The sequence below is a fragment of the Pseudomonas sp. S5F11 genome, assembly GCF_019641515.1.
Classification (GTDB): domain Bacteria; phylum Pseudomonadota; class Gammaproteobacteria; order Pseudomonadales; family Pseudomonadaceae; genus Aquipseudomonas; species Aquipseudomonas rhodesiae.
On record NZ_JAIFJZ010000001.1, the window covers coordinates 4,206,244 to 4,224,508 of the forward strand.

Below are 18,265 nucleotides of genomic sequence, written 5' to 3' on the forward strand. Positions count from 1 at the left end.
GCTTCAGCCTTTCGCGATGAGCCGTGAGTTGCGCTCGTTGCGGAAGGCCAGTTGCTCGATGGTCTGGGTGGCGTGTTCGGCTTCTTCCCGTGCGTCGAGGATGATGCCGTGATGCTCGGACTTGCTGCACACCGGATCGGCATTGCTGGCATCGCCCGTGAGCATGAACGCCTGGCAGCGGCAGCCACCGAAGTCTTTTTCCTTCTCATCGCATGAACGACACGGCTCGGGCATCCAGTCGTAGCCGCGAAAGCGATTGAAACCGAAAGAGTCGTACCAGATGTGCTGCATGCTGTGGTCGCGCACATTGGGAAATTGCACCGGCATTTGTCGGGCGCCGTGACAAGGCAGCGCAGTGCCGTCCGGTGTCACCGTCAGAAAGATACTACCCCAGCCGTTCATGCAGGCTTTCGGGCGCTCCTCATAGTAGTCCGGCGTTACGAAGATCAATTTGCACGGATGGCCTTCGGCTTCGAGCTTGGCGCGGTATTCATTGGTGATGCGTTCGGCGCGTACCAGTTGCTCCCGAGTCGGCAACAGACCCACACGATTGAGCTGCGCCCAGCCATAGAACTGGCAGGTGGCGAGTTCGACGAAATCCGCTTCCAAGGCGATGCACAGCTCGATAATGCGGTCGATCTTGTCGATGTTGTGCCGATGGGTGACGAAGTTCAGCACCATCGGATAGCCATGCGCTTTTACCGCGCGGGCCATTTCCAGCTTTTGCGCAAATGCTTTTTTCGAGCCGGCCAGCAGGTTGTTCACCTGTTCGTCGCTGGCCTGGAAGCTGATCTGGATATGATCCAGGCCGGCTTTCTTGAAGTCGCTGATCTTCTGCTCGGTCAGGCCGATGCCGGAGGTGATCAGGTTGGTATAGAACCCCAGCCTGCGTGCTTCGCCGATCAGCTCCGCAAGGTCTTGGCGCACCAGCGGTTCGCCCCCGGAAAATCCCAGTTGCGCGGCGCCCATCTCGCGGGCTTCGCGAAACACCTTGAACCATTGCTCAGTGCTCAGCTCCTTGCCCTGCTCGGCGAAGTCCAGGGGGTTGGAGCAGTACGGACATTGCAGCGGGCAACGATAGGTCAGCTCAGCCAACAGCCAAAGCGGCAGACCAATCGGCGGTTTCTCAGGCAAGGGTAATCCAGTGCTCTGCACGGGCGACCTCCATGAATTGCTCGATGTCGTCACCCAGCTCTGGCACGCCGGGGAACTGTTTATCCAGCTCGGCGATGATCGCCGCGACGTCGCGCTCTCCGTCGATCAACCCCCCGATCAACGCCGCGCTGTCGTTGAGCTTGATCATGCCCTCGGGATAGAGCAGCACATGGCCCTTTTGCGCCGGCTCGTATTGGAATCGATAACCCGGACGCCAGGTGGGTGTCTTGCTGCGATCAAAGCTCATAGGGTGATCCCTTTATGCCACACCCGCTGGTCGGTCACGCTGTGATACGGCGGGCGGTTCAGTTCATAAGCCATGCTCATGGCGTCCAACATGCTCCACAGAATGTCCAGTTTGAACTGGAGAATTTCCAGCATGCGCTCCTGGCCCTCACGGGTGGTGTAGTGCTGCAGCGTAATCGCCAGACCGTGTTCCACATCGCGGCGAGCCTGGCCCAGACGGGTACGGAAGTATTCGTAGCCGGCCGGGTCTATCCATGGGTAATGCTGTGGCCAGCTGTCGAGGCGCGACTGGTGGATCTGCGGCGCGAACAGTTCGGTCAGCGAGCTGCTGGCCGCTTCCTGCCAGCTGGCGCGGCGGGCGAAGTTGACGTAAGCGTCCACCGCAAAGCGCACGCCGGGCAGTACCAGTTCCTGGGAACGCAGTTGGTCGGGGTCCAGACCTACGGCCTGGCCCAGGCGCAGCCAGGCTTCGATGCCGCCGTCTTCACCGGGCGCGCCATCGTGGTCGAGCAGGCGCTGGATCCACTCGCGACGGATTTCACGGTCCGGGCAGTTGGCCAGGATTGCGGCGTCCTTCAGCGGAATGTTCACCTGGTAGTAGAAGCGGTTGGCAACCCAGCCCTGGATCTGCTCGCGGGTGGCGCGGCCTTCGTACATCGCCACATGGTAGGGGTGATGAATATGATAGAAGGCGCCCTTGGCCCGCAGGGCCTGTTCGAATGCGTCGCGCGTCAGCGGTGTATCAGTCATTTCGCTTGCTCCTACAATTCAATGCTCATGCCGTCGTAAGCCACTTCCACATTGCGCCGCACCAGCTCAGCCCGCTCGGGGGAATCTTCGTCGAGGATTGGGTTGGTGTTGTTGATGTGGATAAGCACCTTGCGCTGCTGTGGCAACTGCTCAAGCACTTCCAGCATGCCGCCGGGGCCGTTCTGTGCCAGGTGGCCCATCTCGCGGCCGGTACGGGTGCCGACGCCACGGCGCTGCATTTCATCATCGTCCCACATCGTGCCGTCCACCAGCAGGCAATCGCTGCTGGCCATGATGTCCAGCAACGGCGCGTCAACTTTGCCCAGGCCCGGGGCATAGAAGAGTTTGCCGCCGGTGCGCAGGTCTTCGACGATCAGACCGATATTGTCGCCCGGGTGTGGGTCGAATCGGTGCGGCGAGTAGGGCGGCGCCGCGCTGCGCAACGGCAGCGGAGTGAAACGCAGGTTGGGGCAAGCCGGGATGGTGAAGCTTGCATCCAGCTCGATACGGTTCCAGGCCAGGCCGCCGTTCCAATGGGTCAGCATGGTGAACAACGGGAAGCCGCTGCTCAGGTCCTCGTGGACCATGTCGGTGCACCACACTTGGTGCGGGCAGCCCTCGCGCAGGCTCAGCAGGCCGGTGGTGTGGTCGATCTGGCTGTCCATCAGGATGATCGCGCTGATGCCGGTGTCACGCAGGGCGCGGCCCGGTTGCATGGGCGCGAAGCCTTGCAGTTGCGCACGAATATCCGGCGAGGCATTGCACAGCACCCAATTGACGCCGTCATCGGAAATCGCGATGGACGACTGGGTGCGCGCTTGGGCCCGCAGGCTGCCGTCACGAAAGCCTGCGCAGTTCACGCAATTGCAGTTCCACTGCGGGAAACCGCCGCCGGCGGCGGAACCTAGGATCTGGACAAACATGGTCGCTCCATCAAGCAAAGCTCAAAACAAAAACGCCCCGGGCGAACCGAGGCGTTGTAATACCCAGCGGATTAACGGCTGGCGAAGTACATGGTGACTTCGAAACCGATGCGCAGATCAGTGTAAGCAGGTTTGGACCAGGTCATATTCTTACTCCTACGAAGGGATGGGACGTTTACTACCAAGTAATACATATAGTCCACCTCCTGTCGGAGATGTTCAGATGCGTGCGTGGGAATGTTACTTAATTCTTTTCAAGTTAGCGCTGTCTTGGTGGAAAAAGGCTGTTACAGGGGCGGCAATGATCAGTTATTGAGAGGCCAAGCGTTCGCTGTGTGTGGGCCGTTGGCCACGCAGTGCCAGCCACCAGCGGCGTGGTTCAGCTGCTGAGCGGCGCGCTGCAGGTCTGCGTGCGTGCAGTCACGGATATGTCGTTGAAGCAGCGCGAGATAATCCGACGGATGGCCCGCCAGGTGCGAGTGCCAAATCAGTTGCGACGCCTGTGCGGTGGGGAGGATATCGACAGCGAACTGCTGCGCCAGGGCCGCGTTGCCCAAGTCGGTGTCGTCTTCGATCAGCCCAGGCAGCTGCTCCAGGAAACTGTGCAGCTGCTGCACAATTTCATCCAGCGACAGATGGGGCGATTGCACGCCAAACAACAGGCCGGTCTGCCCGCTGATCTGTCGGATACCACTGAACACGGCGTAGCCGATCTGCTGTTCCACCCGCAGGCGTTGGTAAAACGGCCCCTGGACCCGATGAGCGAGCAGGCGCCACGCGGCTTCATCCGCCAGGGAAGGGCTGGGTGTCGGACAGAACAGCAGCAGGGCTGCTTCGCTGGCGTCAGTGTTGACCTCATGCCATACGCGTTGGCCTTTGAGGTCTCGGGTGTGGCGTTCAATGCTCGTCGGTTGCCCCGGCAGTCGCGCGGCCGCTGTCTTTATCAGCGCCTCGCACGCCGGCGGCAAACCTACTCCCAGCCCATGCCAACGCGCGGTGTTCCAGGACACGGTGTCATGTGCATCTGCGGCCGTGGTCTCTGCGCAGCAGGCGGGCAGCGCTTTAAGCAGCGTACGAATGGCGAGCAGCGGCGGCGTGGTGTCGGGTGTTTCCTGTGCTTGCGTCAGATTTTGCGCTAACGCTTCAAGTACCGTCGGCATGAGCGCGTGAAGCCCGACCAGACTGACCCGCCAATCATGGCCGATCGTTTCAACGGTCAACTCAAGCCCCGCTTGGCGAGCGTTTTCGCTCAAAGCATGCAGCGCACCTTCCAGCCCGGACGGCGCGCGCGAGTCAAATCGCCAGTTCAAGTACAGCGCACCTTCCTGGCTGTCTATGGGTAGAGCCTGGCTGAAGGTCAGCGCGGCTGCATCCCTACGGCCCCGCGAGCGGTCCTGGGCAAAGGTGCGCAAGCCGCGATGGGCGCTGGTCTGGCCACGAATCAAGCCGGCGCGTTGGTCTTTGACCGGCGGGCGCAGGAAGGGGTTGTGGGGGGGCAGTTGCCATAAGTGCCGAGCGCATGGCAGGTGCAGTGAATCCAGCAGCGTGCGCAGCGCGGTGATGTCGTGATCCGACAGGGCTTCGCGGTCGTTGCGGGCCAGGGCCAATGCGCCCTGGACCTGCCGCTGGCGCGCGGTCAATCGGGCGAACTCTTCGCGCAGTGACGTCCAATCACTGTGTGCGAAAAAGCCCAGCCAGTCGTGCAGCAACGCTTCAACCTGAGCTGCCGGCTCGCCTGGCTGGCTGAGCGTAACGTCGATGTCCAACAGCGCCTGCCCGGCGAAGTGATAGAGCACGCTGGCGTGCAACGCGGTGGCCAGGCCTTGGGCTTGCAGTTCGGCCAATAGGCCGCCGGGCGCTGGGTTGTTGAGCCAGGTACACAGGAACTCCAGGGCTTCACGTGGTGCGTTGCAGGCGATGACGTGGTGCAGATGCTGTCCGGCGACATGGCGATAAGCCTGGGGCTGGCTTTGCATCAGGGCTGGTGGTGCCACCTGTGGTTGTCCGGAACCGGGGACGATGATTTCGCCGAAGCGGTGCGCCAGGGCTTGGAGTTGATCCAGCGGTTGGGGACCGGCCAGGCTCAGTGTCATCTGCCCGCTCTGATAGAACTGCGCGTGAAATGTCCTCAAGCCTTGCTGAAAGGCCTCGGTTTCCACCGGCAGGCTGTCCCGGTTGCCGGCATGGAAGTCGCGCAGCGGATGACCGTTCGCCACACCTTCGAGCAAGGCCACTTGCTGCTGGGCCTTGGCGTCTTGGGACCAGGCCACGAACTCCGCTTGCAGCACTTCGCGCTCCCGTAGCTGATCGTCCAGTGCCAGGCGTGGGCGCGCCAGCATATCCGCCAACCGCTCCAGCCCTTGTGCAACGTTCGACACCGGCAGTTCGAAGAAAAATTCGGTGGTGCGTTCACGGGTGCTGGCGTTGACCTGTCCGCCATGCTGCTGCACGTAGGTCATCAGCCCTTCGCCTGTCGGAAAGCGCTCAGTCCCCAGGAACAACAGGTGTTCCAGAAAGTGCGCCAACCCCGGCCACGCCAAGGGCGCATCATGGCTACCGGCGGCCACCCGCACCACAGCGGCGCAGCGCTTTAAATGGGGTGCAGCGTGCAGGGTGACACGCAGGCCGTTGGCCAGAGTCAGGGTGGCAGGGTGAGGGTAGGCCGGGGCGGGCATGGGCACTTCCAAAGCGTGGGAAGCGCTCATGCTAGCAAACCTGCGGGATCAGGGCTTGTGCAGCGTGCCGTACAGCTCGGGGCGACGGTCCTGCAAATAGTCATTGGCCATGCGCGCGTTGAGGATTGCCTGGTGATCCAGGGTGCCGACAATCAAGGCTTCATCCAGACCTGCGAGGGCGATGCGCTCGCCATTCGGTGCTGCCAGGCTGCTCTGCCCGCAATAGTGAATGTCCTCTTCGTTCCCGCAGTAGTTGGCGTAAGCCACGTAGCACTGGTTCTCGAAGGCCCGCGCTCGCACGGTTACGTCGGCGACGAAATCGAACGGCACCATATTCGCGGTGGGCACCAGAATCAGTACGGCGCCGGCCAGGGCCAGGCGCCGGGTGTTTTCCGGGAACTCCAAGTCGTAACAGATCAGCATCCCGAGCCTCCAGCCGTTGAGTTCCACCAGCGGGAAATCATCGTCCCCGGCACTGAACATCGAGTGGTCCAGATCGCCGAACAAATGAGTCTTGCGGTAATTGCACAGGCGCTGACCGTCGGCGTCGATCAGTTGCACGGCGTTGTAGATCTGCCCGTCATTGGCCCGTTCCGGGTAGCCATACAGGATGGCCAGGCCGGCGTTTTTCGCCAGCTTGGCAATCGCTTGCGCCGAGTCCCCGTCCGGCGCTTCGGCCAGCGCCCCGGCGGCTTTGGCCCCGATGTTATAGCCGGTCAGAAACATTTCCGGCAGCACCAGCACATCGGCGCTGCCGGACGCCTCGCGCGCCACGGTGTGCAAGCGTTTAAGGTTCGCGGCCACATCCAGCGGCAGCGGTGGGCATTGGTAGATCGCGACACGCATGGCCTGGCTCCTTAATCGGCGAGGGCGATTGGTCCGATCTCGTCGAACACATCACCTGGCCCCGGGTTTTCGGGGTGAGTGCGACCGCCAAAGTGATTCATGATGCCCCATACGGCATTCAGTGAGGTTTGCACCGCGCCTTCCACCCATGCGGGTGTCCAGGACACGTCGTCCCCGGCGATGAAGATCCCGCGTTGTTCGGCAGGCATGTCCTTTTGCATAAAATGCGCATACATGCGCTGGTTATAACGATAGTGCCCAGGCAGCGCGCCTTTGAAGGCACCGAGGAAATGCGGGTCGGCCTCCCAGGACACGGTGATCGGGTCGCCGATGATGCGCGCCTTGATGTCGACTTTCGGGTAGATCTTGCTCAACGCGTCCAGGGCCAGTTTCACCCGTTTATCGATGGGCTGCGGCAGCATCTTCAGCGCATCGCTCATCCACGAGTAGGACAGGCAGATCACCCCAGGCTTGTCGTCGCCATTGTCGAACAGGTAAGTGCCCCGGGTCAGACGGTCGGTGAGGGTCATGCTCATCAGGTCACGGCCGGTTTCTGGATCTTTGTCCTTCCAGAACGGGCGGTCGACCATCACGAAGGTTTTCGAGGACTGCATGTAGCGAGTGCGGTCCAGTGCCATCCACATCTTTTGCGAGAACAGGGTTTCATCGCACTCGATCTGGGTGGTCAGCAGCCAGCTCTGGCAGGTGGTCAGCACGGCAGCGTATTCGCGGGTGTCGCCGTAGGTGTCGGTGACGGCAAAGCGGCCATTGGCGGCGTGGGCGATACGCTTGACCCCAGCCCGTGGCGCGCCACGGTGCAGTGTGCTGAGGCTGGTGCCGGCCGGCCAGTGGGCGCAACGTTCCGGCACATGGCGCCAGATGCCCATGGGCACCTGGGCCACGCCGCCGACCACCAGGTGCTGGTGGTCGTCGCAGTTGGTCATCACCACGCGGAATATCTCCAACATCGAGTTGGGGAAGTCCGAGTCCCAGCCTCCGGTGCCGAAACCGACCTGGCCGAACACTTCGCGGTGGTGAAACGACAGTTTGGCGAAGGCTTTGGAAGTGGCGACAAAATCATAAAACGTGCGGTCGTCCCACAACGGCACCAGCTTGTTCCACAGGGCCTTGAGGCGCGGTACGTCGCGGTCGCGGATGGCCTGCTGGATATCGCCGAACTGCGAACCGGCCTCCAGCGCATCGGCCCAGGCGTCAGCCACTTCCTGGAACAGGGCCGGCAGATCCGACAATTTTTGTGCGTAGTGGGTCTGACCTTCAAGGTCGATCACGGTACTGCCGGAGGCGGGTGTCAGTGGGTTGGGGAACGGTTTGGTGTCCAGACCCAGTTTGTCTACATAGTGATAGAACGCGGTGGACGACACCGGGAAGCGCATGCCGCCGAGTTCGGCAATGATGCCTTCGGCCCCTTCAAACGCCTGGGAACGCAAGCGGCCGCCCATTTTCGAGGCTTCATACATCACCGGTTTGAGGCCCAGCTTCATCAGCTCGTAAGCCGCAACCAGCCCGGCGATGCCGGCGCCGACGATCGCCACTTCGGCGCCATGGTGTTCGGCGGGAATGCTGCCCAGGCCGGCCGGATGTTCAATCCAGTCATCGAATGCAAACGGAAAGTCCGGGCCAAAGATGGTGATGGGTTTTTTGCCGTCGGCAGGGTGGCGATTGGTCTTGCTGATGGTGCTGGACGGAATGCTCATGGCTGACCTTACTGACGGCTTGGCGGGACGCGACCCGCTGAGTATAGGAAAAGATGGCAGCCAGTTTAGGGACGGTTGTGATCGTTAATAAGACGCAATGTGTCGTCGGATTGGATTGATTTTAGTCAATATGACGAGATGATTAGTCAAATTGGCTGGCCGCGATCCAATTTGTTACTGAGGATGATCGACGTGGTGGTTTTCTCCACACCGTCGACGCTGCCGATCTGGTCCAGCAGTTGGTCCAACTGTTCCGGCGAATCGGTGCGCAACCACGCCACATAATCGAACTCGCCGCTCACCGCGCACAGCTGTTGCACCTGAGCCATGGCGCTGAGCCTGCGCAGTACTTCTTTACCGGAGCGCGGCTGTACGGTGATGCCAACATAGGCCTGCAGGCCGCCATCCACCACGCGCTGGCCCAGGCGCACGCCATAACCGGTGATCACTTGGGTTTTCTCCAGGCGCGCCAGGCGCGAGGTGACCGTGGTGCGCGCGATGCCCAGTTGGCGGGCCAGCATGGCCACGCTTTCGCGGGCATTGATCTGCAGCGCGGCGATCAGTTGGCGATCGATTTCATCCAGGACAGACAAGGGCAGAACTCCAGTGAAGGCGGCGATGGGCGGGCATGTTACAGGCTTGCGCCGGCCAGCAAGTAGCCTGGTGGCCGCAAAGGTGCCATGGCGAGAGACCGAGACGAGGGCTGCGACTCGCGCAGCTTCGGCCCCTTAAATCATCGAAATTATTTGAGCTCGGCGCGAAAACTATCGTCTTTTCATCGGCGGGAGCAAGGCTAAACTCCCAGGCATTCAAAAATCCAAAAGAGGGTTGACCTGATGGCACTCGCTCCTTTTCACCTGGCAATTCCTGTATTCGATCTGGCGGCCGCGCGGTACTTCTACCGTGAGGTCTTCGGCCTGGAGGAAGGGCGTTCCAGCGAACACTGGGTCGACTTCAACTTCTTCGGCCATCAACTGGTGATCCACGAACACCCGCAGACCGCGTCCCAGCAAGCGGCGCACACTAACGCAGTCGATGGCCACAACGTGCCCGTGCCGCATTTTGGTGTGGTGTTGGGGTGGGAAGACTGGCATGCCCTGGCCGAGCGCCTGCAAGCCAGGCAGACGAAGTTCGTGCTGGAACCGCATATTCGCTTCAAGGGGCAGGTGGGGGAGCAGGCCACGTTGTTCCTGTTTGATCCGTGCGGGAATGCACTGGAATTCAAGGCGTTCAAAGATATTGGGCAGTTGTTTGCCAAGTGAGCTATGGACGTTTTGTGGACGGTGTCAGGCTTTTTGAGATTATTGGCTGCTATTTATCAAACGCCAGATACGCGAAAGCCGCGCAATGCGCGGCTTTGGAGTTGGTGGGCCCACACGGACTTGAACCGTGGACCAAAGGATTATGAGTCCTCTGCTCTGACCAACTGAGCTATAGGCCCTTAACAGGTCGCGGATTATAGCGATGGTTTCCTCGCTGTGCTATCCGAAAAGTCCTCAACTGTCATACGAAGGAACGTGGCGGCAAAAAGCTCCGGCGGCAAAGGCAGGCTGACGATGTAGCCTTGCATCTGTTCGCAGCCTTCGTCGGCAAGGAAGGCTTGTTGTGCGGGGTTTTCCACGCCTTCGGCAATGATGGTGAATTGCATGCTGTGGCCCAGGGCGATGATGGCGCGCACGATGGCAACGTCGTGGGGGTCATCGGGCAGGCCGCGGACGAAGGATTGGTCGATCTTAAGGAAGTCCAGCGGCAAGCGTTTGAGGTAGCTGAGGGAGGAATACCCAGTGCCGAAGTCGTCGATCGCCAGTTGGACGCCCAAACGTTTGAGTTCGTGCAGCACATCGAGGGCTTCTTCGGCCTGGCTCATGATGAAGTTTTCGGTGATCTCCAGTTGCAGGCAGCCGGGCTCCAGGCGGTAGTCGTGCAGCAGTTGTTCGATGCGCGGCAGCAGGTTGGGATGACGCAACTGTGCGCCGGCGAGGTTGACCGACAGCGGGCCGAAATCATCGAACGTGCCTTGCCAGGCGTGAAGTTGGCGGCAGGCTTGTTCCAGCACCCAGTCGCCGATTTGCAGGATCATGCCGTTCTCTTCAGCGAGCGGGATGAAGTGTTCGGGCGGCACGTCGCCAAAGGTTGGGTGGTGCCAGCGGATCAAGGCTTCGGCGCCGATCAGGGCGTGGGTCTTCAGGCAGAGTTTGGGTTGGTAATAGAGGCTGCACTCATTGCGTTCGATGGCGCGGCGCAGCTCATGTTCCAAGGCTACGCGCTCCTTGGCTTGAACCGTGAGGTCGCGGGTATAGCATTCGACACGATTACGCCCCTTGGCCTTGGAGCGGTACATCGCGGCATCGGCGTTCTTGACCAGAGTGGCGACGTCGGTGCCGTCCTGGGGATAGAGGCTGGTGCCGATGCTCGCGCTGATAAAGAACTCATGCTCGCCGGCCTGAAACGGCGGCGTGAAGCATGCCAGCAGTTTATTGGCCAAGTGCTCGGCATCGCCTTCATGTTGCAGGCCGGGTAACAGGATGATGAATTCGTCGCCGCCCAGACGCGCGACGGTGTCGATGTCGCGCAGTTGCTCCTTGAGGCGCAGCGCGATGCCTTTAAGCAGCAGGTCGCCGACAGGGTGGCCGAGACTGTCATTGATGTGCTTGAAGCGGTCGAGGTCGAGGAACAGCACAGCGCCTTGTTTGCCGGTTTGCTGATGGCCGTTGAGCGCGGCTTGTAGCCGGTTTTCAAACAGCGTGCGATTCGGCAGGCCGGTAAGGGGGTCATGATGAGCTTGGTAGTCGAGTCGGGCCTGGGCCAGTTTGAGGCTGGAGATATCGGCGAACACCGCCACGAAGTGAGTGACGACATTCTCGCGGTTACGCACGGCGCTGATGGTCAACCAACTGGGGTACAGCTCGCTGCTCTTGCGCCGGTTGGAAATCTCGCCCTGCCAATGGCCGTGAGAGGTCAACTGATGCCACATCGCCGCATAGAAGGCACTGTCATGCAGACCGGAGGCCAGCAAGCGTGGTGTTTGGCCAAGTGCTTCGGCCTCGCTGTAGCCGGTGATCTCGCTGAAGGCGCGGTTGACGGCGATGATGTTCTGCCGAGTGTCGGTAATCAGTACGCCTTCAGCGGTGCTCTCGAACACAGTGGCGGCCTGCTGCAGCTTTTCTTGCATCAGCTGGCGTTCAGTGATGTCCCGGGCAATGGTGAGCATGCAGTCCTCGTCGCCAATGGGTAGCGGGCGGCTGGACAATTCGCACAGACGTATCAGGCCGTCGGCACGGCGGATATGACAGATGAAATCGCGCACAAACCCGTCGCGGCGCATCAGTTCCAACAGGTGTTTGCGTTCATTGAGGTCGACCCAGATGCCCAGCTCCAAGGCGGTCTGATCGATGGACGTGGCGGCGGTGAAACCGGTGAGGCGACTGAAACCTTCGTTGAACTCAATCAGCAGCCCGTCGCGCTGGCGGCTGAGCAGCAAGCCATCGGGCGAGGCATGAAAGGCCTTGGCGAATTTCTCCTCGGAGGTTTGCAGCTGTTGCTGGGTTTCCTTGAGCTGGGTGATGTCGCGCACCACCACGACGATGGCTTCCACCATGTCGAGCTGGAATGGCTCCGCGGAAATCAGCCCGGTGAAGGCTTGGCCGTTGCTGCGTCGAAAGGACATTTCCAGATTGCGAATGCTGGTGGTCTGCACCCGATGCAGCAAGTCGGGCCCTGCGTCGTCGATGCCCCAAATGTTCAATTCAGTGGCGGTTTTACCCAGTACTTGAGCAGCGCTTAAGCCGATCTGGTCTTCAAACGCTTTATTGACCTCTAGCAGGCAACCATCGCTGAAACGGGCGATTACTAATATGTCCGGGCATTGTTGGAACACCGAAGCGAACTTCTGCTCGGACAGCTGCAGCGCCTCTTCGGTGCGCTTGGCTTCGCTGATATCAATCATCAAGCCGCGCAGGACGGGCTCATGGCCGTGTTCGATCAGGCTAACGATGTCGCGTACCCACAGGCAGCGGCCGTCGGCAGTGATTACGCGGTAGTCAACGCTGTGATCGCGCTTGGCGCGGGTTTCACGGTGGCAATAGGCTTCGGTGCGGGTCAGATCGGCGGGGTGGATGATGTTGCGCCAGAACCCTGGAATCAGCCAATGCGCGCGGGGATAGCCCAGCAGTTCCTCGGCGTGGGGGGACACATAGCTGTAGGTAAAATCAGCGATGCTGGCTTCCCAGGCAATGGCCGACAAACTCTCCACCAGGCTGCGGTAGTGGTATTCGCTACTGCGCAGTTCTTGTTCAAGCGCGACGCGGCGGGAAATCTCCGAGCTGAGCCGGCGATTGATCCGAATCGCGATGATCAATACGGCGCTCATCAACAGCAGTGCGGGCAGGCCGTATAGCAGCAGATCGTTCCAGAAAGTGCGGTTATCCGAGAAATTACCCACCCAGTGTTGCTGGATCGCGCTGGTTTCGTCAGGGCTGAGGTCCGCCAGTACTTTGTCGAGGATGCTCACCAGTATCTTGTCGTTCCGTGGCACTCCCATCGCCAGTTGATAGCGGTAGGGCGTTTCGCCGCTGACGTATAAGCCTTCGAGTTTAAGTTCGCGCAGGCTCCAGACACTTGAGGCCAGGTCGCTGACTACGGCGTCCACCTTTCCGGTGGCCAGCGCCTGGAGTGTGGAGCTGACATTGGGCAAGGCGACCAGATTGAGATCGGGATGATGGGTACGCAGTAATTCATGGGGGGCGTAGTTTTCCACTACGGCAATTTTTAACCCATAGAGCTCCTTGAGCGTGCGCGGGCGCGTCCCACCTTCGTGAGCAAGGATGACCATTGGAAAGTCGATGTAAGGTCGAGTGAAGGCCAGGAAGTTCTGGCGCTCCGGTGTGGACATGACGCCCGGTATGAGATCGAGTTGACTGTTTCGAGCCTGCTCCAACACCTGGCCCCAGCTCGCCGGCTCGATCAGTTTAATCTTGATGCCCAGGCGATCCTGAATCAGGCGCACATAGTCCGCAGCCAGGCCCTGGTAGTGGCCATTCTCGTCACGATATTCGAAGGGAGGCCACGAAGTGTCCACCCCCAAGCGCAGCTCCTGATGGTCCGCCAACCAGCCACGCTCATCTTCAGTGAGAGTCAACGCGCCAGCCGTTGCGGTCCAGGTCAGCAGCGACAGCAGTATCACGGTCGGCAAACTGGGCATAACGGTCTCGTTATGGCACGGGGAATGTTTCGAGTGTAGACGGGCATTTCTCAGGAGGGGTGAAGCGGGGATTTTTATCTGGGCAAAACAAAACCCCCGGCCTGGGCCGGGGGTTCTGGTATCACTCGTCGAGGAAGGAGCGTAGATGCTCGCTTCGCGTCGGGTGGCGCAACTTGCGCAACGCCTTGGCTTCGATTTGACGGATCCGCTCGCGGGTCACGTCAAACTGCTTACCGACTTCCTCAAGGGTGTGGTCGGTATTCATGTCGATGCCGAAACGCATGCGCAGTACCTTGGCTTCACGGGCAGTGAGGCCGGACAGTACATCGCGAGTCGCTTCTTTAAGGCTCTCAACGGTGGCGACATCGATTGGCGACTGCATGGTCGAGTCTTCGATGAAGTCACCCAGGTGGGAGTCTTCGTCATCACCAATCGGGGTTTCCATGGAGATCGGCTCTTTAGCGATCTTCAATACCTTGCGGATTTTATCCTCAGGCATTTCCATGCGTTCGCCCAGCTCTTCCGGGGTCGGTTCGCGACCCATTTCCTGCAGCATCTGCCGGGAAATACGGTTGAGCTTGTTGATGGTCTCGATCATGTGCACCGGAATACGGATGGTGCGGGCCTGGTCGGCGATCGAGCGAGTGATCGCCTGACGGATCCACCAGGTGGCATAAGTCGAGAACTTGTAGCCGCGACGGTATTCGAACTTGTCCACAGCCTTCATCAAGCCGATGTTGCCTTCCTGGATCAGGTCGAGGAATTGCAGGCCACGGTTGGTGTACTTCTTGGCGATGGAGATCACCAGACGCAAGTTGGCTTCAACCATCTCTTTCTTCGCGCGGCGGGCCTTGGCCTCACCGATCGACATGCGACGGTTGATGTCCTTGATCTCGGCAATCGTCAGACCGGTTTCGGCCTCAAGCGCGCTCAGCTTCTGCTGGCAACGAATGATGTCCGGTTGCAGGCGACCGATGGCTTCAGCGTACTTCGCTTTGCCTTTGGCCAGTGCGTCGGTCCAGCTTTCGTCCACTTCGTTGCCCGGGAACTGGCGCAGGAAGTCTGTACGCGGCATGCGTGCATCACGAACACAGAGCTGCATAATTGCACGCTCTTGTGCACGCAGGCGCTCAAGAGCGCTGCGAACGCGTTCAACCAAGCCTTCGAATTGCTTCGGTACCAGCTTGATCGGCATGAACAGCTCAGCCAGTGCCAGCAGCTCGGCAATGGCCTGCTTGTTGGCGCGACCGTGCTTTTTCAGGGCCTTGCGGGTGATTTCCATTTGATCGGAAACCGCACCGAAGCGTTGGGCAGCGATGATCGGGTCCGGACCGCTTTCGACTTCTTCTTCATCGTCGCTGCTGGCTTCAGCATCGTCGTCATCGGAATCGTCGTCGGCTTTCGCGGCTTTCGCATCGACAGGCGGTGGCACTTCGGCGGCAGGCGGCGCAATGCCGTCATCCGGGTCGATGTAACCGCTCAGGACGTCGGAGAGGCGGCCACCTTCGGTGGTCACACGGGTGTACTCGGAGAGAATGTGGTCAACCGTGCCTGGGAAGTGCGCGATTGCGCCCATCACTTCACGGATGCCCTCTTCGATACGTTTGGCGATTTCAATTTCGCCTTCACGTGTCAGCAGCTCGACCGTACCCATTTCACGCATATACATGCGCACAGGGTCCGTCGTGCGACCGATATCGGTCTCCACCGCAGCCAACGCGGCGGCAGCTTCTTCAGCGGCGGCTTCGTCGGTATCGGCGTCGGCCAGCATAAGGGAATCCTTATCTGGCGCAGTTTCGAATACGTTGATCCCCATGTCGTTAATCATGCGGATGATGTCTTCCACCTGCTCTGGATCTGAAATATCCTCAGGCAGGTGGTCGTTGACCTCCGCGTAAGTCAGGTAACCCTGCTCACGACCCAGTGTGATCAACTCTTTGATACGAGACTGCTGTTGCGCTTTTCCGGACATAACACCCTATCCACTGAAGGTCTTGGCGGGCAAAAAACAAGCCGAGGATTATACCCGAGCTATGACCTCACACGCCAGCTGAGGTCGGGTTTGATGCGGAAACATTCTGTTTTAAGAGGTCGCGCATCTGTTTTGCTATCTGAATTTGCTCTTCAGCCGATAATCCAGGCTGCCTTGCTCTCTTGATAAGTTCATCGAGGGTCTGCGTATGCTGACCCGCGGATAACCTAGTAATGGTGTCTAAAAACTGTTGTTCAAGGTTATCGCCGTCAATTAGCCACTCCTTTTCCGCGAGCGCTTTCAACAGTCGGCCTTGTTCGGTGCCATGCCAACGAGCCATCAGCTGAATAGAGTTTAGCTTAGGATTTTTCTGCATCGCCTCGATCAATGCGATCAGTACCTGGGCGTAAGTGTTGCTCTCGTTGGCAAAATGATCCGCACTTTCAACCTTGCCCGCCAATTGCGGGTGGTGAATTAGTGTGCGCAGGGCAATCAGCGTTGGCGCTTCTACAGCGACCGGGGTGCGCGGGGCATATGCCTCATCGCGATCACCGCGTTTACCGTTCTTGTTCCAGGGTTTCTTGTTGTCCCACTTCTTGCCGCCGGCGCCGGGTTTTTTTGGTATCCATTCCTGCTGCGGGGCATATGCCTCCTGCTGTGGATGGAAGTCGGCATAGTCAGGCATGGCGTCATAGTCCATGCCGGGGTCGTAGGCGGGCGGGGTATCCTGCGGTGCGTTATGGACCAGTTGGCTCACGGCTTCGCCGCTGAGTCCGGTGATTTCCAAAAGGCGCTGGCGCATCAAGGTGCGCAGGTTAGCGCCGGGCACTTTGTCGATCAGCGGCGCTGCGAGGGTGGCCATGTGGGCCTTGCCTTCGAGGGAGCGCGGGTCAGCTTCTTCGGTCAGTTGCTGGAAGAAATAGTCCGCCAGCGGCTGCGCATGTTGATTGATGCGTGCGCGGAAGGCGTCGGTGCCTTCGGAGCGCACCAGGGTGTCCGGGTCTTCGCCTTCGGGCAAGAACAGGAAGCGCGCGCGTCGGCCATCTTGCAGGCTCGACAGCGTGGCTTCGAGTGCGCGCCAAGCGGCATTGCGGCCAGCCTGATCGCCATCGAAGCAGAACAATACGCTGGGCACCACGCGAAACAGGCGTTTCATGTGCTCTTCGCTGGTGGCGGTACCCAAGGTGGCGACGGCGTTGCGCAGGCCTTGTTGGGCGAGGGCGATTACGTCCATGTAACCTTCAACCACGATGATTTCGTCAAGGTTGCGGTTGTTTTTGCGCGCCTCGAACAGCCCGTACAACTCCTGGCCTTTGTGGAAGACCGGCGTTTCCGGGGAGTTCAGGTACTTGGGTTTATCGTCGCCGAGTACGCGGCCACCGAAAGCGATGATCCGTCCGCGGCTGTCGCGGATCGGGAACATCACTCGATCGCGAAAACGGTCATAGCGCTTGCCGGTCTCGGCGTTTTCCACCAGTAGGCCGGCGTCAATCATGGCTTTCTGCTGCAGGGTGTCGCTGCTCAGGTGTTTGTACAGGTTGTCCCACCCCGGTGGGGCGAAGCCAAGCCCGAAGTCGCGGGCGATTTCACCGGTGAGGCCGCGCCCCTTGAGGTAGTCAACGGCCGCTTTACGCTGTGGGTGGCTTTTAAGCGCCTGACGATAAAAGTCGGCAGCGGCCGTCAGCAGCGGGTACAGCGGCGAATCGGTGGGCTGTCGCGGTTTGTGCGTGCGGCCACTTTCTTCGCGGGGGATTTCCATGCCGGCGGCTTTGGCCAGTTCCTCGACGGCCTGGGGGAAGTCCAGGTTGTCGTGGTCCATGATAAAGCCGAGGGCATTGCCGCCTGCGCCGCAGCCGAAGCAGTAGTAGAACTGCTTGTCGGGGCTGACGCTGAAGGATGGGGTCTTTTCTTTGTGAAATGGGCAGCAGGCGGTGTAGTTCTTGCCGGCTTTCTTCATTTGCAGGCGCGAGCTGACAACATCGACGATGTCGGTGCGGTTCAGAAGGTCGTCAATAAAGCTCTGGGGAATTAGCCCGGCCATGGCGTTCTCGTCATCACTGCGTGTAAATGAGGGCCCATGAAGTATTCAAGCGCACGTCAGGTGGCTTGATCATCAATTCTCTGCTTGGACTGTCAGGAAGTGTATCTGCCGAACATTCGCTGACGTTAGTGTCTATCAGTCTTCGGCTTGGAAATGTCGCCCAGGCATCCGGTCTTGGCCAATGGTGGCCTCGGAAGCTCGGTGATGGGCACAGCCGACACGGTCGATCGCCTGTTTATAAAAATAAGTGTGCTCGTCAGTAGCCTTGTTAGGCTCGTCAGAAGAGACGTGCACCGCTGGCAGAAGAGCCAGTCCTGACGTGTGAAGCAGTGTCTCGGTCGCATGTGCGGCGTCGACGATGAAGCATCAAGCGTTATCCGCAAATGCCATTAGCCCGGCTGAGGGCCGGGCTTGGCAGAAGCTTGCTACGATCGTCTGTGTATTAGTACAGACGAACGGCGCGGCGCTGTTCGCGCTGAACTTTCTTGGCGTGACGCTTAACAGCGGCTGCTGCTTTACGCTTACGCTCAGAAGTTGGCTTCTCGTAAAATTCGCGGCTACGAACTTCAGCCAGTACACCGGCTTTTTCGCAGGAGCGCTTGAAACGACGCAGAGCTACGTCGAAGGGTTCGTTCTCTTTAACTTTGACGGCTGGCATCCAGAGCTACCTTCTTTCATTACCGGGATCAACGTTCTCGTCGCAAACAATTCACGGCTGAGGTCGTCGGTTTTTAAGGGTTGC

The 18,265-nt window shown here is 59.8% G+C and carries 14 protein-coding genes and 1 tRNA gene; 1 reads left to right on the forward strand and 14 read right to left on the reverse strand.

Going from position 1 to position 18,265, the window contains the following annotated elements; all coding sequences use genetic code 11:
• Positions 1–3: 3 nt before the first annotated feature.
• The 9 genes from pqqE to K1567_RS18970 all read right to left on the reverse strand — a co-directional run bounded on the left by pqqE (position 4) and on the right by K1567_RS18970 (position 8,903).
• Positions 4–1,134 carry a pyrroloquinoline quinone biosynthesis protein PqqE gene (gene pqqE / locus K1567_RS18930; protein ID WP_094064219.1) on the reverse strand — a complete coding sequence of 377 codons (1,131 nt, stop codon included), beginning with the start codon at positions 1,132–1,134 and terminating at the stop codon, positions 4–6.
• A complete protein-coding gene (pqqD, locus tag K1567_RS18935) occupies positions 1,127–1,402 on the reverse strand; it encodes a pyrroloquinoline quinone biosynthesis peptide chaperone PqqD (RefSeq protein WP_034101097.1) in 276 nt (91 codons plus the stop codon). The genes pqqE and pqqD overlap by 8 nt, the downstream gene beginning before the upstream one ends.
• Entirely contained in the window at positions 1,399–2,151 is a 753-nt protein-coding gene (gene pqqC / locus K1567_RS18940) for a pyrroloquinoline-quinone synthase PqqC (RefSeq protein WP_034115287.1), read from the reverse strand. Before pqqC ends, pqqD begins: the two co-directional genes overlap by 4 nt.
• An 11-nt stretch (positions 2,152–2,162) precedes the next feature.
• Positions 2,163–3,074, reverse strand: a complete 912-nt coding sequence (gene pqqB / locus K1567_RS18945; protein WP_094064218.1) for a pyrroloquinoline quinone biosynthesis protein PqqB — start codon at positions 3,072–3,074, stop codon at positions 2,163–2,165.
• Positions 3,075–3,145: 71 nt separating this feature from the next.
• Positions 3,146–3,220 carry a pyrroloquinoline quinone precursor peptide PqqA gene (pqqA, locus tag K1567_RS18950; protein ID WP_003194766.1) on the reverse strand — a complete coding sequence of 25 codons (75 nt, stop codon included), beginning with the start codon at positions 3,218–3,220 and terminating at the stop codon, positions 3,146–3,148.
• A gap of 159 nt (positions 3,221–3,379) precedes the next feature.
• Positions 3,380–5,749 (reverse strand): pyrroloquinoline quinone biosynthesis protein PqqF, encoded by a 2,370-nt coding sequence (gene pqqF / locus K1567_RS18955; RefSeq protein WP_220699052.1) that lies wholly within the window; start codon positions 5,747–5,749, stop codon positions 3,380–3,382.
• A gap of 48 nt (positions 5,750–5,797) precedes the next feature.
• Positions 5,798–6,595, reverse strand: coding sequence for a carbon-nitrogen hydrolase family protein (locus K1567_RS18960; protein WP_220698774.1), 798 nt, complete (start codon positions 6,593–6,595; stop codon positions 5,798–5,800).
• 11 nt (positions 6,596–6,606) lie between these two features.
• Entirely contained in the window at positions 6,607–8,289 is a 1,683-nt protein-coding gene (locus tag K1567_RS18965; RefSeq protein WP_169868669.1) for an NAD(P)/FAD-dependent oxidoreductase, read from the reverse strand.
• Positions 8,290–8,456: 167 nt separating this feature from the next.
• Positions 8,457–8,903, reverse strand: coding sequence for an Lrp/AsnC family transcriptional regulator (locus tag K1567_RS18970; protein ID WP_034115283.1), 447 nt, complete (start codon positions 8,901–8,903; stop codon positions 8,457–8,459).
• A 243-nt stretch (positions 8,904–9,146) separates the two neighbouring features.
• Between K1567_RS18970 and K1567_RS18975 the strand changes: the two genes are divergently transcribed.
• Positions 9,147–9,572 carry a VOC family protein gene (locus K1567_RS18975; protein ID WP_047882506.1) on the forward strand — a complete coding sequence of 142 codons (426 nt, stop codon included), beginning with the start codon at positions 9,147–9,149 and terminating at the stop codon, positions 9,570–9,572.
• A gap of 102 nt (positions 9,573–9,674) precedes the next feature.
• Here the strand turns inward: K1567_RS18975 and K1567_RS18980 are convergent.
• The 5 genes from K1567_RS18980 to rpsU all read right to left on the reverse strand — a co-directional run bounded on the left by K1567_RS18980 (position 9,675) and on the right by rpsU (position 18,181).
• A tRNA-Ile gene (locus tag K1567_RS18980) sits at positions 9,675–9,751 on the reverse strand.
• A 15-nt stretch (positions 9,752–9,766) separates the two neighbouring features.
• Complete coding sequence (locus K1567_RS18985) at positions 9,767–13,510, reverse strand: bifunctional diguanylate cyclase/phosphodiesterase (RefSeq protein WP_213548138.1); 3,744 nt, start codon at positions 13,508–13,510, stop codon at positions 9,767–9,769.
• A gap of 121 nt (positions 13,511–13,631) precedes the next feature.
• Positions 13,632–15,482: an RNA polymerase sigma factor RpoD gene (gene rpoD / locus K1567_RS18990; RefSeq protein ID WP_034101087.1), complete on the reverse strand. Its 1,851-nt coding sequence runs from the start codon at positions 15,480–15,482 to the stop codon at positions 13,632–13,634.
• Positions 15,483–15,549: 67 nt separating this feature from the next.
• Positions 15,550–17,523, reverse strand: coding sequence for a DNA primase (dnaG, locus tag K1567_RS18995; RefSeq protein ID WP_040267146.1), 1,974 nt, complete (start codon positions 17,521–17,523; stop codon positions 15,550–15,552).
• Between the two features lie 442 nt (positions 17,524–17,965).
• Positions 17,966–18,181 carry a 30S ribosomal protein S21 gene (gene rpsU / locus K1567_RS19000; RefSeq protein WP_002551877.1) on the reverse strand — a complete coding sequence of 72 codons (216 nt, stop codon included), beginning with the start codon at positions 18,179–18,181 and terminating at the stop codon, positions 17,966–17,968.
• Positions 18,182–18,265: the final 84 nt, after the last annotated feature.